General features: G+C 62.6%; 15 protein-coding genes, 1 pseudogene and 1 riboswitch. Of the genes and pseudogenes, 14 read left to right on the top strand and 2 right to left on the bottom strand.

The annotated features are described in order from the left end of the window. The 5 genes and pseudogenes from GYH35_RS30250 to GYH35_RS30235 form a co-directional block, all read left to right on the top strand. Positions 1-740: HipA family kinase (locus GYH35_RS30250; RefSeq protein WP_161830363.1), on the top strand; the 740-nt coding region annotated here is incomplete at its 5' end. Beyond that, entirely contained in the window at positions 718-1,104 is a 387-nt protein-coding gene (locus tag GYH35_RS30245) for a DUF3037 domain-containing protein (protein ID WP_161809989.1), read from the top strand. The genes GYH35_RS30250 and GYH35_RS30245, both read left to right, overlap by 23 nt. A gap of 138 nt (positions 1,105-1,242) precedes the next feature. Further along, a pseudogene (locus GYH35_RS35555) lies at positions 1,243-2,754 on the top strand (DEAD/DEAH box helicase); the annotation flags it as partial. A 252-nt stretch (positions 2,755-3,006) separates the two neighbouring features. Next, positions 3,007-3,738 carry a DbpA RNA binding domain-containing protein gene (locus GYH35_RS35550; RefSeq protein ID WP_407700236.1) on the top strand — a complete coding sequence of 244 codons (732 nt, stop codon included), beginning with the start codon at positions 3,007-3,009 and terminating at the stop codon, positions 3,736-3,738. Positions 3,739-4,197: 459 nt separating this feature from the next. Further along, a riboswitch (cyclic di-GMP riboswitch) is annotated at positions 4,198-4,285 on the top strand. 152 nt (positions 4,286-4,437) lie between these two features. After that, positions 4,438-5,187: a fibronectin type III domain-containing protein gene (locus GYH35_RS30235; RefSeq protein WP_161809988.1), complete on the top strand. Its 750-nt coding sequence runs from the start codon at positions 4,438-4,440 to the stop codon at positions 5,185-5,187. Positions 5,188-5,255: 68 nt separating this feature from the next. Here the strand turns inward: GYH35_RS30235 and GYH35_RS30230 are convergent, their stop codons facing one another. Then, positions 5,256-7,046, bottom strand: coding sequence for a DUF885 domain-containing protein (locus tag GYH35_RS30230; RefSeq protein WP_161830361.1), 1,791 nt, complete (start codon positions 7,044-7,046; stop codon positions 5,256-5,258). A gap of 150 nt (positions 7,047-7,196) precedes the next feature. Here GYH35_RS30230 and sigJ point away from each other — a divergent pair, with 150 nt between their 5' ends. The 9 genes from sigJ (at position 7,197) to GYH35_RS30185 (ending at position 14,497) form a co-directional block, all read left to right on the top strand. Then, positions 7,197-8,081 carry an RNA polymerase sigma factor SigJ gene (sigJ, locus tag GYH35_RS30225; protein WP_161809986.1) on the top strand — a complete coding sequence of 295 codons (885 nt, stop codon included), beginning with the start codon at positions 7,197-7,199 and terminating at the stop codon, positions 8,079-8,081. Positions 8,082-8,163: 82 nt separating this feature from the next. Further along, positions 8,164-8,652: a carboxymuconolactone decarboxylase family protein gene (locus tag GYH35_RS30220; protein ID WP_202624864.1), complete on the top strand. Its 489-nt coding sequence runs from the start codon at positions 8,164-8,166 to the stop codon at positions 8,650-8,652. Positions 8,653-8,715: 63 nt separating this feature from the next. Then, positions 8,716-9,816, top strand: a complete 1,101-nt coding sequence (locus tag GYH35_RS30215) for a sensor histidine kinase (protein WP_161809985.1) — start codon at positions 8,716-8,718, stop codon at positions 9,814-9,816. Further along, the gene (locus GYH35_RS30210) at positions 9,813-10,553 is read left to right on the top strand and encodes a LytR/AlgR family response regulator transcription factor (protein WP_161809984.1); all 741 of its coding nucleotides are present in this window, start codon (positions 9,813-9,815) and stop codon (positions 10,551-10,553) included. The genes GYH35_RS30215 and GYH35_RS30210 overlap by 4 nt, the downstream gene beginning before the upstream one ends. 103 nt (positions 10,554-10,656) lie before the next feature. Beyond that, positions 10,657-11,805 (top strand): acyltransferase family protein, encoded by a 1,149-nt coding sequence (locus GYH35_RS30205; RefSeq protein ID WP_161809983.1) that lies wholly within the window; start codon positions 10,657-10,659, stop codon positions 11,803-11,805. 108 nt (positions 11,806-11,913) lie between these two features. Further along, a complete protein-coding gene (locus GYH35_RS30200) occupies positions 11,914-12,750 on the top strand; it encodes a peptidylprolyl isomerase (protein WP_161811301.1) in 837 nt (278 codons plus the stop codon). Beyond that, positions 12,751-13,146: a hypothetical protein gene (locus GYH35_RS30195; protein WP_161809982.1), complete on the top strand. Its 396-nt coding sequence runs from the start codon at positions 12,751-12,753 to the stop codon at positions 13,144-13,146. Between the two features lie 10 nt (positions 13,147-13,156). Continuing rightward, entirely contained in the window at positions 13,157-13,636 is a 480-nt protein-coding gene (locus tag GYH35_RS30190) for a glutathione peroxidase (RefSeq protein WP_161809981.1), read from the top strand. Further along, positions 13,637-14,497, top strand: coding sequence for a MipA/OmpV family protein (locus GYH35_RS30185; protein ID WP_161830360.1), 861 nt, complete (start codon positions 13,637-13,639; stop codon positions 14,495-14,497). A 46-nt stretch (positions 14,498-14,543) separates the two neighbouring features. On the opposite strand, the gene GYH35_RS30180 is transcribed toward GYH35_RS30185, so the two are convergent. Continuing rightward, positions 14,544-14,993, bottom strand: a complete 450-nt coding sequence (locus GYH35_RS30180) for a CBS domain-containing protein (RefSeq protein ID WP_161809979.1) — start codon at positions 14,991-14,993, stop codon at positions 14,544-14,546. Between the last annotated feature and the right edge of the window lie 87 nt (positions 14,994-15,080).

Genomic DNA, 15,080 nt, shown 5'->3' with positions numbered 1-15,080 from the left:
TGCGCGAAGGTGGCTCCGTTCCGGCCATCGTCGAAGCCGACGATGAAGGCATGTATGTCATCAAGTGGCGTGGCGCGGGGCAGGGACCGAAGGCGCTGATCGCCGAGCTGGTCGCCGGCGAGATCGGCCGCGCCGCCGGCCTGCCGGTGCCGGAAATCGTACTGATCGAGCTCGATCCCGATCTGGCGCGCACCGAGCCCGATGTCGAGATCCAGGATCTGATCCGCGCCAGCGCCGGTCTCAACGTGGCGCTCGACTATCTGCCGGGCGCGATCACCTTCGATCCCGTGGTGTTTCAGCCGGACGCGCTGCTCGCGTCGCAGATCGTCTGGTTCGATGCGTTTGTGACCAACGTCGATCGCACGGCGCGCAACACCAACATGCTGATCTGGCACCGGCAGCTGCGCCTCATCGACCACGGCGCGGCTTTGTATTTTCATCACTCCTGGGCGCAGTATTTGGAACGAAGCAAAGATGCGTTCCCCATGATTCGCGATCACGTGTTGCTGCCGTTCGCCACTGCGCTGGACGAAGCGCACGAACACATGCTCGCGCGCATTACGCCGGACGTGATTCGTCACATCGTGGCGTTGATTCCGGATGCCTTGTTGCGTGGTGATGCCACCTTCTCTAGCGCGGCCGAGTACCGAAGTGCGTACGCCGAATATCTGTTGCGACGCTTGGAGTCGCCGCATCTGTTTTTCACGGAGGTGAAGCGTGCGCGCTCCGTGCTCGTATGACTACGCCATCATTCGCGTCGTCCCTCGGGTCGAACGCGAAGAGTTCCTGAATGTCGGCGTGATCGTCTCCTGTCCAGCGCTGGATTATCTGGCTGCGCGCATCGAGCTGGACGAGCAGCGCTTGCTGAGATTCGCGCCCGGTGTCGATATCGAGCTGGTGCGTGAGAATCTCGCGAGCATTCCCGCCATCTGCGCAGGCTCGGGTCCCATCGGCCGGCTGACGCTGCGGGAGCGCTTCCATTGGCTGGTGGCGCCCCGGAGCACGATGATTCAGACGTCCTCGGTGCACACGGGCCGCAGCGACGACCCATCGCGACTGCTTGAGCAGTTGCTGCAGAAGATGGTGCGGACGGGCGGGAACTGACTAATCTACTGATTGGTCATAACTGGGCCTTTAGGCCTAAAATCCCCTGTAAATTCATTGTTTCCTGCGGTTTTGCCGCTGGATGTGTACACTCGCGCGCCTTTCCCGCTGTCCGCGCCCGCGAAGTCCGAGGTTTCCTTGCCCGCTCCTTCCGATCAGACCCCGGGCGAAAGCCCGACTTTTAGTGACCTCGCTCTCGGCGACGCCGTGCTCAAGGCGTTGCAGGACGTGGGCTACGAGTCGCCTTCGCCCATCCAGGCCGCGACCATCCCTCATCTGCTGGCGGGCAAGGATGTGGTTGGCCAGGCCCAGACCGGCACGGGCAAGACCGCTGCCTTCGCCCTGCCCATTCTCACCAGGATCGATATTCGCGAGACCGTGCCTCAGGCGCTGGTGCTCGTGCCGACGCGCGAGCTGGCGATCCAGGTCGCCGAGGCGTTCCAGAAGTACGCCACCTACATGAAGGGATTTCACGTACTCCCGGTGTACGGCGGGCAGAGCTACACGCCGCAGCTCCATAGCCTTCGTCGCGGCGTGCATGTCGTCGTCGCGACGCCGGGTCGGGCGATGGACCACATCAAGCGCGGCACGCTCGATCTGTCGTCGCTGAAGCACCTCGTGCTCGACGAGGCCGATGAAATGTTGCGCATGGGATTCATCGACGATGTCGAATGGATTCTCGAGCAGATTCCCGCCGAACGTCAGATCGCGTTGTTCTCGGCCACGATGCCGACGCAGGTGCGCCGGATCGCCCAACAGCACTTGCGCGACCCTGCCGAAGTCACGATCAAGAGCAAGACGACCACGGCGAGCCAGATCCGGCAGCGGTACTGGATGGTCAGTGGCATGCATAAGCTCGATGCGCTGACGCGTATTCTCGAGGCCGAGTCGTTCGACGCGATGATTGTGTTCACGCGGACCAAGATCGCGACGGAAGAGTTGGCCGCGAAGCTGTCGGCGCGTGGCTTCGCCGTCGAGGCGCTGAATGGCGATATCGCCCAGCAACAGCGTGAAAGGACCATTGCGCGACTGAAGTCGTCGCAGATCGATATTGTCGTGGCCACGGACGTAGCCGCGCGTGGGTTGGACGTTGAGCGCGTCAGTCACGTCGTCAATTACGATGTTCCCTACGATCCGGAGTCGTACGTGCACCGTATCGGACGTACGGGCCGTGCCGGCCGTAGCGGTGAGGCGATCCTGTTCATCGCGCCTCGCGAAAGAAACATGCTGCGCGTTATCGAGCGCACGACTCGGCAGCCCGTTCAACAGATGCAGCTGCCCACGATCGAGGATGTGAATGAGCGTCGGGTCGCGAAGTTCAATGAGAAGTTGACCGCGGCAATCGCTGCGAATGCCGGCCAGGCGTTCATGTCGCTGATCGAAAGTTATGAGCGGGACAACAATGTGCCCGCCGTCGAAATCGCTGCCGCTCTCGCCAGCATCGCGCAGGGCGCCACTCCGCTCTTGCTCGAGCCGCACGCACGCTCTTCCCGCGAGGCCTGGTCTCCTGAGGGCTCGGAATCCGCTCCCCGCCGCGAACGCGCCCCACGCCCGGATCGGGCTGCTCGGAATGAGAGGTATGCGAAACGCGAGCGTGAGCTGGAATCGCGGGCGCGAGAGCAAGAACAACCAGATGAGCATGCATCGCCGGCCGAACGAGCGCCGCGCTCGAGCTGGGATGAGAGCGACGATACGGGTGCCCGGCAGGAGCGCACGCGCTCGGCTTGGAGCGAAGGTGACGATTCAGGCGCGCGCCGGGAGCGCGGGCCAAGGAATCGCGACGAGAGAGCGGCGGCGCGAGAGCGCTCGCCGCGCTCGGAGCGGCGCGAGCGCCCAGGTGGCGAGTCGGGATGGCCCAAGTCGACCGATCGGTTCGAGCAGGCCGCGGAGTTTGAGAGATCGCTGCCTGAGGAAGAGGCGCAGGGCCAGCAAGGGCCGAAGCCGCTGAATCGTCGTGAGCGCCGGGCGCTCGAGCGGGCGGAGCGTGAGCGCCTTGCGGGCGCCGAAGGCGCCGCTGAGAACGTTGCACCTGACGCAAGCGCTGGCAGTCGACGCGGCGCCGAACAAACTGCCTTCAACGAGTACGGCGAAGAGATCGTTGCGCCTGAGTCAGCATCCCGGGCTGACGAAGGCTCGAGCGAAAGCCGCCGCACGAGCGATGACGCGCAGCCTCGAAAACGCGCTGAGCGTGCGTTTGACGAAGGCGATCGGCCGCGTAAGCGTGCCGAGTCTCGCGACTTTGGCGGCGATGAAAGGCGCCCGCGTCGCGGTGACGACGAGGCCGTCGAGACCTATCGCATCGAAGTAGGGCACGACCACGGGGTCAAACCAGGGAATATCGTAGGCGCGATCGCCAATGAAGTCGGTCTGGAAGGGCGGCTCATCGGCCGCGTGGTGATCCGCGACGATCACAGCTTCGTCGACCTGCCCACCGGCATGCCCAAGGACGTCTTCCTCCAGCTGCAGAAGGTCCGCGTCGCCGGCCAGCCGCTCCAGATCAGCCGTGCCCTGAAAAGCCACGTGGAAAAGCTCCGACGCGACCGTCCCTCCGCGCCGAAATTTCGTAGCCAGAACGATTCCAAAGGCGCGCACTCCAAATCTCGCAGCCCGCGCCCCAGCAAGCCACGCCGCTGATCCAAGCGGCGTCCGCTTCCCTCGAAAACGGCGAAAAAGCCTATAAATAAAGGCTTCGCCCCATCCGACCGACCAGCCGGTGAAGTGTGAGTCAGCTCACATTTCGCCGGCGAGCGGCCCTAAGAAACATCGGCAATGTTTGTTTCCAGCGAAGCGCAACGTCTGGAGACAGCGACGTTGCCGCTATTCGCCGACAGCATTGAGGATTCGCCGGGGGTGGTTATGCTCCATCCCGCGTCGAGTCATTGGGTGCCTCTCCGATGGGTAAGGAGCCGCGAAAGCGTGACACTGGCAGCCACTGATGAACTAAACGGGTTCGCAAGGAAAGCGAACGCCGCAGCGGGTCGAGGAAGAAAAAGCTTCTCGTCTGACTGAAATCTTGTGACAGCCGTGCCGGCTGCGTGCAGATGCGCGCGGTCATCGGCAGTCGCAACCTCGGAAGGAGCAATCGAGGCTCGCTACCGTCAAGGGCAAACCCGTCGAAAGTCGGGGACGCAAAGCAACCGGTCTAAAAGGGCTCACGCCCGATGACAGCGGGGCTGCCAAATTAGCGAGAGCAATCCGAGCCTGCGAGGCACGGATGTTCTATGTGTACGCGAGTACACCGATGATTTGTCTGGTCGCTCATACCGACCGCGTCGCCCTTGGAAATTCACGTCGTGCGCGTAAGCGCGCGGCAGAAGTAACAAGGGTTATCAGATGCAGAAGGCGATTGTCGGCAAGTGGGTGCAGCGTGGCGGTCTGTTTGCGCTGGTGATGACGGGCCTCGTGACCGCGGGTTGCGGTGGTGGTGGCGGCGGTGGCGGCAGCAGCGCGTCCGCGAGCTCTACTGACGCCAGCGGCAACGCCGCGCCCACGATTTCCGGTACGCCCGCGACTCAGGCGGCTGTCGGCGCCAACTACTCCGTGACTCCGCAGGCCAAGGACGACGACGGCGATACGCTCGCGTTCTCGATCCAGAACAAGCCGACCTGGGCGGAATTCAACACTGCCACTGGCACGCTGACCGGCACGCCGAGCGCGGAAGCCACGTTCGCCAACATCGTGATCACCGTGAGCGACGGCAAGACCAGCGCCTCGCTGCCGGCCTTCTCGATCACGGTCGCCGCTGCGGGCTCCAGTTCCGGCGGTTCCGGCTCGGGCACCGGCACCGGCTCGAGCGAAGCGCCGACGCCAGTGGCTTCCGGCCCGAACGTGGCGTTGTCCTGGAACGTGCCGACTGAAACGGTCGATGGCGAGACGTTGCAGAACCTCTCGGGTTATCGCATCCACTACGGCACGAATCAGAACGCGATGGTGAATTCCATCGAAGTGCCGAGCGCGGGCTCGAACACCTACACGGTGCAGAACCTGAAGGCGGGCACGACTTACTACTTCGCGGTGCGTGCGGTTACGGCTGATGGCGATGAGAGCGAGATCTCGAACGTCGTCTCTCGCGTGATCGGCTAAGCATCGTCTGCCGATGAGTTGCGGGCTGGCGTCTCGATCGACGCCAGCCCGTTTTCTTTTCTGAGGATCTAATTCGCCGTGGCGCCAGCCACGTAACGGTCGACTTCACGACCGAGCAGTTCCAGCGGCACACTGCCGGTGCGCAGCACGACATTGTGGAATTGCTGAGGCGAGAACTTGTCGCCGAGCGCCGTACGCGCACGATCCCGCAGCTCCAGGATCTGGAGCTGGCCGATCATGTACGAGCACGCCTGCCCGGGATTCACGACGTAGCGCTCCACTTCGCTGGCCTCCACGCCGTAATCGATGGCCTGCTGACGCGTCCATTTCTTGGCGTGCAGGCCCGTGTCCACGACCAGCCGGCGAGCGCGGAACAGCTGCGCATCCAGCATGCCGAGCAGACCCTCCGGATCGCCTTGGTACCAGCCATTGTCGGCGACCAGCTGTTCCGCATAGAGCGCCCAGCCCTCCGAGAAGGCGGAGATGCCGCCGAGCACGCGCGCCTGCCGGAACTTCGGCAGCTCGGTGTTTTCCTGTTCGAGCGCGATCTGGAAGTGATGACCCGGCACGGTCTCGTGATACACCAGCGTGCGCAGACCGAACTTGGTCATGCGTTGCGGGCGCAGCGGCATCTGGAAGATCGCCGAGCGCGAGCCATCGAGCGGCGCGCGGTTGTAGTTGGCGGCGGCGCTCGCTTCACGGAAACGAGGAAACGGTTGCGCGATGACCGGCGACTTCGGCTGCAGATCGAACAGTGCGGGGCTGCGCTTGAGCGCGTCGGCCATGAAACCGTCGATGTCTTTCATGATGGCGGCACGGCTCGAATCCGAAGTCGGATCCGGATAAGACAGGTCCTGGCGCAGTTTCGCGGCACGCGCGGCTATCGTGCCTTCGGTGCGGCCGAGCTTGCGGAAGATCTTGTCCATCTCGCCCTCGATGCGCGCCACCTGCTGCAAGCCGATCTGATGGATCTCTTCGGCGGTGAGCTTGGTGGTCGTGAAGCGGCCGAGCGCGTACGCGTAGGCCTGATCGCCGCCCTCGAACCGCCACAAGCCGGCGTCGTTGGTCGATTGGGGCAGCATGCCTTCGAGCATCGCGATGGCCCGGCGCCAGGACGGATACACCTGCTCGGTCACGATCTTCGTCGCCTGCTGTTGCAGCTCCGTGCGTTGCGCAGAGCTGAGCCCTTCGATGGTTTGAATGCGCTGAGCGAACGCGGTGACCAGCGGGTTCTGGGCCGGCGCCACATCGCTGAAGGCGCGCATCGACGTGAGCGTCGACTGCACGATGAACCGCGGCGGCAGCATCTTCCTGGAGATCAGAGAGCGGGCTTCGGCGACCGACTCATCCATGCGCGGGCCGATCTGCTTCATGCGCGTCACATAGTTGGATGCGTCCGCCGGCTTCACCAATGGATGACGCAACGTGAGCGCTTCGACCAGTCCGACATTGGCGCCGTTGAACTGCTCGAGCGGAAAATCGAAATCGAGGAAGGCTTCGCGGGCCGCGACCTGCTCGAGCTGCCATTGCATCAGGTCGGCGGACACGCGCTGCGACTCGTTCATCTTGTTGCGATCGAATTTCGCCAGGTCGGCCAGACCTTTCTTGGCGCGTTTGATCCGCTCGAGCGTATAAGCGCGGGTTCGCGGCGTGAGCTGCTGTTCGAGCCGGTTCTGTTCATCGCCGGAGAAATAGCGGGAACTGGTGGCGAGATCGGGATCGCTGCGCACCCATTCATCGGTGAAGCGGTCGAAGAATGCGTCGACGGTGGAACGGCTGGCCTGATTGGCCTGGGCCAACGCCAGGCACGGCAGCAGCAATGTGTATGCAACGACGAGCAGCAGCTTGGTTCTGTGCATTTTTTTCCCCTTCAGGTTAGGTCGTTGCCGACGCTGATCGCGCAACGGCTGACCCTAAAAATCGGCGGTCACGATGCCATAATGAGCTGGCCTTGTCACAGCGGCAGGCCGAGCCTCGTCTAGATGAGTTTCGCTGCGCCTTCTCGAATCATGAGTGCCGATCCAACTGCTACTGCCAATGCTTTCGCCGCCGAGCGTACCCGTCTGCTCGGCATCGCCTATCGCATGCTCGGTTCGCGGGCCGATGCGGAGGATGTGTTGCAGGATGCATGGCTGCGCTGGAATGAATCGGAGAGTGCGGATGTGCGCTCGACGCAGGCCTGGCTGACCACCATCGTCACGAGGTTGTCGATCGACCGGTTGCGGTCCGCGAAAGCGCGGCGCGAGGTATACATCGGGCCGTGGTTGCCCGAACCGCTGGCCGATATCGACGCCGTGACGCCCGAATCGAAAGCCGAGCTGGCGAGCGAGCTGTCGCTGGCGTTCCTGAGTCTGCTGGAACGGCTCGGTCCGGACGAGCGCGCTGCCTTCGTATTGCATGATGCGTTCGATTGCGACTATGACGATATCGCCGAAGTGCTCAACAAGAGTCCGGCCGCATGCCGGCAGCTCGTGCATCGGGCGCGCGAGCGAGTGATGGCCGAGCGCCAGCGGTTCCGTGTCGACGAGCAGACGCGCCAGCGCCTGCTCGAACGCTTCATCGAGGTGGCCAATGCCGGCGATTTGCCGGCGATGAAAGCGCTGTTCGCCACCGACGCGCACCTGGTTTCGGATAGTGGCGGCAAGGCGGTTGCCGCGCGTCGCATTCTGCATGGCGCCGAGCGCATCGCTTTGCTGTTCCAGATGATCTTCCGTCGCAACGCCCGGGGCGTCGAAAGGCGCCTGGTGCGCATCAATGGCGAGCTGGGCTTTGCCACATGGTTCAGGGGCAAGCTGCACTCGGTCACGACCATCGATACCGATGGCGAGCGCATCTACGCGTACTACACGGTCGCCAATCCCGACAAGCTGAGCGAGTTCCTCCCGCCCGGCTGAAAATTCTCTGCTCGGGACTGTCACAGCCCGGCGAGCTCGCCCGTCAATGGGCTGTAACACCCATGAATGGTGAGGAAGCACGATGAGTCAGCAGCGATCGTTCAATTTCATGCAGCAACCCGAGATCTTCAAGGCCTTGCTGGGCTTGAGCGCCGGTTACGAGAATTCCACGCTGGAATACGCTTTGCTCGAGCTGGTGAAGCTGCGGGCGTCGCAGATCAACGGCTGCGGATTTTGCGTGGATATGCATACCAAGGACGCGCGTCTGGAAGGCGAGACCGAGCAGCGCCTGTATCTGACGAGTGTGTGGCGGGAAGCGCCCGGGTTGTACACGGAGCGGGAACAGGCGGCGCTGGCCTGGACCGAGGCGGTGACCAAGCTGGAAAACCAGCATGTGCCCGACGCGGTTTATGACCAGGCCCGCGCGCAGTTCAGCGATAAGGAGCTGGCGCAGCTGACATTGGCGGTGGTCGCCATTAACGGCTGGAATCGCTTCAACATCGCATTCAACGCGCCCGCGGGCAGCTACAAGGCCGGCAGCCTCAAGGCAATGCACGCTCGAGCCTCTTGAGCGGCGCGTCCCGCTCACCCCAAAAACAACGCCGGGCAGCCATGTGGCGACTACACTCGTCGCATGGCTGTCGCTTCCCCCGCATCGCCCGTCGCCAGAGTCCGTCCGATGGGGGCGATCTCGCCCACGGGTTTGCTGCTTTGGCTGTGGGCGGCGTTTTGCCTGATCATGATCGTGGTCGCCATCCAGGATCAGCGTCATAACCCAACCATCGCCTGGTGGGAGCCGCTGCTGTGGGAAGGGTCGTCGTGCGTCGCCGCCACCCTGTGGCTGCTCTTGCAGCGCCGTCACAAGCAGCACTTTGCGCCTTATCTGGATCAGCCGCTGCAATGGTTCGGGCGGCATCTGATCTGGTTGCCGCTGCTGATCGTGACATTCATCGGCTTCATCTATGGCGTGCGCCATGCGGTGTACGCGCTGCTTGGCGGCGTATACACGCATGAACCGTGGCTGTTCGTCATCGGCTACGAGTCGCTGAAGCTGGTGCTGTTCGCCGGGCTGTGGCTGGGGATCATTTTCGGCTTCGACTCCTTCGAGCAATGGCAGGCGCAACGCCGTCATCTGCTCGAGCTGCAGAAATCGCTCGCCGAGGCGCAGCTGTCTCAGCTCAAGGCGCAGTTGCGGCCGCATTTCTTTTTCAACGCGTTGAACACCATCTCGGCGCTCATGCACGTCGATGTGGAGCGTGCCGATCGGATGCTCGCCCGGCTCGGCGATCTGCTTCGCATCAGTTTGCAGATCAACGACCGGGAGATGACGACGCTGCGCGAGGAGATGCGCACGCTGGAGCTGTTTGCGCAGATCATGCAGGAGCGGTTCGCGGATCGCGTCGGTCTCGGTTGGAATATCGATCCAGGCCTGCTCGAGGCGCAGGTGCCGATGCTGCTATTGCAGCCACTGCTGGAGAACGCGTTTAAACATGGCGTTGAGCGGAGTGTTGGAACGGTGAGCATCCAGGTCGCCGCGCGTCGCGAGGAGGATCGCATCGTGCTGGAGATCCGCAACACCGGGTCGGCATTGCCGGCCGAGCATCGCGAAGGCGTCGGACTGCGCAACTGCCGTGAGCGGCTGAAAGTCATTTATGGCAACGAGGCGACGTTGCAGCTGATGACCGACGCCGATGCCGTGCTTGCGAAAGTCACATTGCCGGAGCGACGGGCGTGATTCGCATCCTCATCTCGGACGATGAATCACCCGCGCGGGACAAGCTTCAGCGATGGCTCAGTGAACTGAGTGACATCGAAGTCGTGGCGCGCGCGGAGGATGGTCTGAAAGCCGCGGCTGAGATCGATAGCCTGCGGCCGGATGTGGTGTTTCTGGATATTCAGATGCCCGGCCTCAACGGGCTCGAAGTGGCGGCGCAGCTGGAGCAAGAGACGGCGCCGCTCATCGTATTCGTCACTGCGTACGATGAGCATGCAGTAAAAGCGTTCGATCTGAATGCCGTCGATTACTTGCTCAAGCCGTACGATAAGGAGCGGTTGCTCAAGGCTGTCGCCCGAGTGCGTGATCGCTTGGGTGATCGGCAGTCACGTTCTCCCGCAGTGGCCACGGCGCGCGCTCAGACGGGATCGAGCGAGCGATTGCTCGTGCCAGAAGGTGAACGGCTGCGGCTGATCGATAGTAGCTCCATCGACTGGCTGGAAGCCGACGACAACTACGTTCACGTTCACACGGCGAGCCGCAAGTATCTGTTGCGTCGGACGCTGCAGGATCTGCTGGTGCAGCTGGGCGAGCAGCGCTTCGCGCGCATTCACAAATCGGCGGCGGTAAATATAGCGGTGGTGGCTTCGCTCACGCCCTTGTTCAAAGGGGATTACGAGGTATCGCTCCGCAATGGCGCGGTACTGCGGCTGAGCCGCCGCTACAAGGACGCGCTGTTCGCCCGCATGGGGCGCTGAAATCCCGCTCGCCACACGGCTGTCGCCGGTGGCCACATAGCCGCTGCTCGGCTGCTTCTCGCCCGCCACGATCGTCCCATCGCTGTAGCGTTGGGAGACTGTCATGGAATCGAGCGAGCGTTACGATTTCCTCGACTGGCTGCGGGTCATCGCCATCTTCGTGCTGCTGTTCTTTCACACCGGTATGATTTTCGTCGGCTGGGGCTGGCATGTCATGAACGAGCAGCGCATCGAGTCGCTCGTGATCCCGATGGATATCTCGCATCGCCTGCGCATGCCGCTGTTATTCGTGATCGCCGGCGCCGGCATGTGGTTCGCGCTCCAGCGCCGGACCGGCGCGCAGCTGTTCAAAGAACGAACCGTACGCCTGCTGTTGCCGCTGGTCATCGGCATGTTTCTCGTCGTCCCGCCGCAGATCTTCTACGAGCGTTTGTTTCAAGGACAATGGCACGGCGGCTTCCTGCAATTCTTCTGGGAGCGCACGCTGCAGTTCCGCCCGTATCCGGCGGGCGATTTCAGCTGGCATCACCTCTGGTTCATCGTTTATCTCTACGTGTACGTCCCGCTGCTTCTGCCGCTGATGATCTGGTGGCGAAATCGCGCAGAGAAGCTGCAAGCGGGCGCATGGATGTACGTTATGGCATTGCCACTCGCTATCAACGAAGCAGTGCTAAAGCCGCTGTTTCCGGAAGCGCACACCCTCGTCAACGATTGGTACATCTTCAATCACTATTTGTTGTTGACGGTCTATGGCTATCTGCTCGCGTCCACGCCTGGCAGCTGGCAGTGGTTCGCCGCGCGCCGACACCAGTTCGCCGTGGGTGGCGTGGCTGTGTACGTCATTGCGACGTTGCTGTTTGAGCAAGCTGTCATTCATCGCGATACCCCGGCGGACGCGCTGGTCGCCAACGTATTCACCTGGCTGTGCTTGATGGCGTTCCTGGGTTACGGCTATCGCCATCTGTCATTCTGTAATCCACTGCTGCGTTGGGCGCGCGATGCGAGCTATCCGATTTATATCCTGCATCAGACCCTCATCGTCGCTATCGGCTATTACGCGGTCCAGGCTGCATGGAGCCCGTGGACCAAGTACTGGGTGGTGTTGATCGCGACACTGGTGAGCTGCTGCCTGCTGTATGAGCTGGTCGTGCGACGCTTCGGTTTCACCCGGTTTGTTTTTGGAATGAAACGCCGCCGCGCCGCGGATTCGCAGGCGGTGGTGACCTCGGCGCGAGGCTCGGCCGTGGTTTGATTTGGGCGCGGCGCGGATGCATAGTCGCGGCCAGCTAATAAGGAACTGGCCGTGACTCCATTCGCCCGCGTCGTTGCTATCGCCGCCTTGCCATTATTGATTGCGACGATGCCGTCGCTTGCCGCCGGCCGCACCATGGCCGACGTGCTGGCGGCATCCAAGCCGTCCGACTGGCGGCCGCTCGATCCCAACAACACTCTGTACATGGATCTGGAAAGCGGGCGAGTGGTCATCGAGCTGCAGCCCGACTTCGCACCCAAGCATGCCGCCAATCTGCGCGCGCTGACTCGCGCCAAGTACTTCGACGGCCTGGCGATCACCCGTTCGCAAGACAACTACGTGGTGCAATGGGGCGAGGCGGATGCCAAGAAGCCCATGGGGCAAGCGAAAAAAGCATTGGCGCCGGAGTTCACGCGGCCGGCGGCGGGGCTGAACTTCACCGCGTTGCCGGATCCCGATACCTATGCCGCCCAAACCGGCTTCGTCAATGGTTTCCCCGCGGCCCGCGATTCCGCAACCGGCTCTGCCTGGATGGTTCATTGCTACGGCGTGGTTGGCGCAGGTCGCGACAACGACGTAAACACCGGCAGTGGCGCCGAGTTGTATGTGATCACGGGAAATGCGCCCCGGCAGCTCGATCGAAACATCACGGTGGTCGGTCGCGTGTTGCAGGGCATGGATCTGCTTTCGACCATGCCGCGCGGCAAAGGCGCGATGGGCTTCTACCAGAAGCCGGAAGAGCGCACACCCATTACCCGGATCCGGCTCGCTGCAGACGTACCCGAAGCAGAGCGCACCCGGCTGCAGGTGCTAAGGACGGATACGCAGACGTTCACGGATCTGGTGGAGTCGCGCCGTAACCGGCAGGATGAGTGGTACAAAGTTCCGGCCGGTCGCATCGATGTTTGCAACGTGCCGCTGCCGGTGAGACAGGAGCAACGATAAATGGTCGACGACTTCGATTCCCACCCGCCGCGCCGCTGGTTGAAGCGCCTGGTGATCTGGACCCTGGTGCTGGCCATCGTGCTGGGCAGCGCCTGGACCTGGTTCTCCTTGAACTGGTCGTACTCCGAGGGCGAGCGCGCCGGCGTGCTGCAAAAGTTCTCGCGTAAAGGGTGGATCTGCAAGACCTACGAGGGCGAACTGGCGCTGTATATCGTCGGTGGCGTGGCGCCGCAGATCTGGCATTTCAGCACGCGCGATTCGCAGCTGGCGGCGGAGCTGACCAAGAACGTCGGCCGGGACATGCGGCTGCAGTACTCCGAGCATCGCGGCGTGCCGACCAATTGTTTTGCCGAGACGCCTTACTTCGCGACCGGCTTTACGGTGATCCAACGTTAGGGGAACTGTCATGAGCACCGTCTATGATTTCTCGGCCAACAGCCTCGACGGCAAGCCGGTACAGTTGCGCGATTTCGCCGGCAAGGTGCTGCTGGTGGTGAACACCGCCAGTAAGTGCGGCTTCACGCCGCAGTACGAAGGGCTCGAGGCGCTTTACAAGCAGTATCGCGACAAGGGTCTGGCGGTGCTGGGCTTTCCCTGCAATCAGTTCGGCGCCCAGGAGCCGGGCAGCGCCGACGAAATCGGCAGCTTCTGCCAAAAGAACTATGGCGTGAGCTTCCCCATGTTCGAGAAGATCGACGTGAACGGCGATGCGGCCCACCCGCTGTATCGCTGGCTGAAGAGCAACGCCAAGGGTTTGCTGGGCAGCGAAGCCATCAAGTGGAACTTCACCAAGTTCCTGATCGACCGCAACGGGCAGGTGGTCGACCGCTTCGCGCCCACCACCAAACCCGAGGACCTGAAGTCCAAAGTCGAGGAACTGTTGTAGATGAGCTCGATACGGAGAGTCGCGCCAGGCTGGTTGGCAGCGCTGGCGGTGATCGCGTGGCCGGTCGCATCGCAGGCCGAGGAGAAGCCGCTGTGGGAAGCGGGGCTGGGCGTTGGAGCGATGGCGTTTCCGGACTATCGCGGCTCCGATGAGGTCAACACCTATCCGGTGCCATTGCCGTACTTCGTGTATCGCGGCAAGTTCCTGAAGGCCGATCGCGAAGGTCTGCGCGGCGAGCTGTTCGACAAGCGTTACCTGGAGCTGAGCTTCAGCATGAACGCGACCATTCCCGTGAGCAGCGATGACAACGACGCGCGGCAAGGCATGCCGAATCTGCGGCCGACGCTGGAGTTCGGTCCGTCACTGGACGTGCACCTGTGGCGCTCGTCCGATACCACCATGAAGCTCGACCTGGTGATGCCGCTGCGTGTGCCCATCACATTGGAAAGCTCGCCCAGGACGCTGGGTTGGAATTTCTCGCCGCGCCTGAACCTCGACATCGACAATGTCGGCGGTTACGAGGGCTGGAACTTCGGCGTCGGCGCCGGGCCGCTGTTCGGCGCGGACAAGTATCACGAATATTTCTATTCGGTCGCGCCGCGCTTCGCGACGGCTGAGCGTCGTTCCTACGATGCCCGCGGCGGCTATTCAGGCACGCACTTTATCGCCGCCATCTCCAAGCGCTTTCCCGGCTATTGGGTCGGCGCATACATGCGCTACGACAATCTCCACAATGCGGCGTTCGAAGACAGCCCGCTGGTCCGGCAGCAAAACTATCTGACGGGCGGTATCGGCATCGCCTGGATGATCGGCAAGTCCAAGCGCATGGTCGACGTCGAGAGCGACGAAGTCGCCGACTGAGATGCGCTCACCCTCCGCACAGAGGGTGAGCGACGGACGAAAGCGCTTAGTGAGGACGTTGCGCTGTTTGCGAGTGCTGGCCGCCCGGGCGTGAAATGCCACACAGCGCTTCGCTGGCATCGTCCTGCGTGCTGCCTTCACGGGCCAGATCGCCCAACGACAGGATGCCGACCAGGCGCTTGTCGCGATTCATCACGGGCAAGCGACGCAGGCGCTGGTCGCTCATGTTGCGCGTGACTTCCTCGATATCCTGATCTTCGTAGCAGTACCTGATCTCGTTGGTCATCACCTTGCGAATTTGAGTGTCCGCGCCCCAGCCTTCGGCAACGGCGCGCACGGCGATGTCGCGATCGGTGATCATGCCGACCAGTCGGTCGTTCTCTTGGACCGGCAACGCCCCGATGTCGAGCTCGGCCATCATGTGAGCGGCGTCGCGAAGGGTCTGGTCCGGGCGGACCATGCAAACGTCTCGAGTCATGGCATCGCGAATTTTCATGGCGGTCTCCTCGCGGCGGGTTATTGAGGACCAACTCGTCAGTACCGCTGCGGTTCCGCGCCCGGAAGCGCATGCACTACACTGCGA

It is taken from the genome of Steroidobacter agaridevorans, from assembly GCF_009932555.1.
GTDB lineage: Bacteria > Pseudomonadota > Gammaproteobacteria > Steroidobacterales > Steroidobacteraceae > Steroidobacter > Steroidobacter agaridevorans.
Note: the sequence above shows the minus strand (reverse complement) of the source record. Positions and strands in the feature narration are given on the sequence as shown.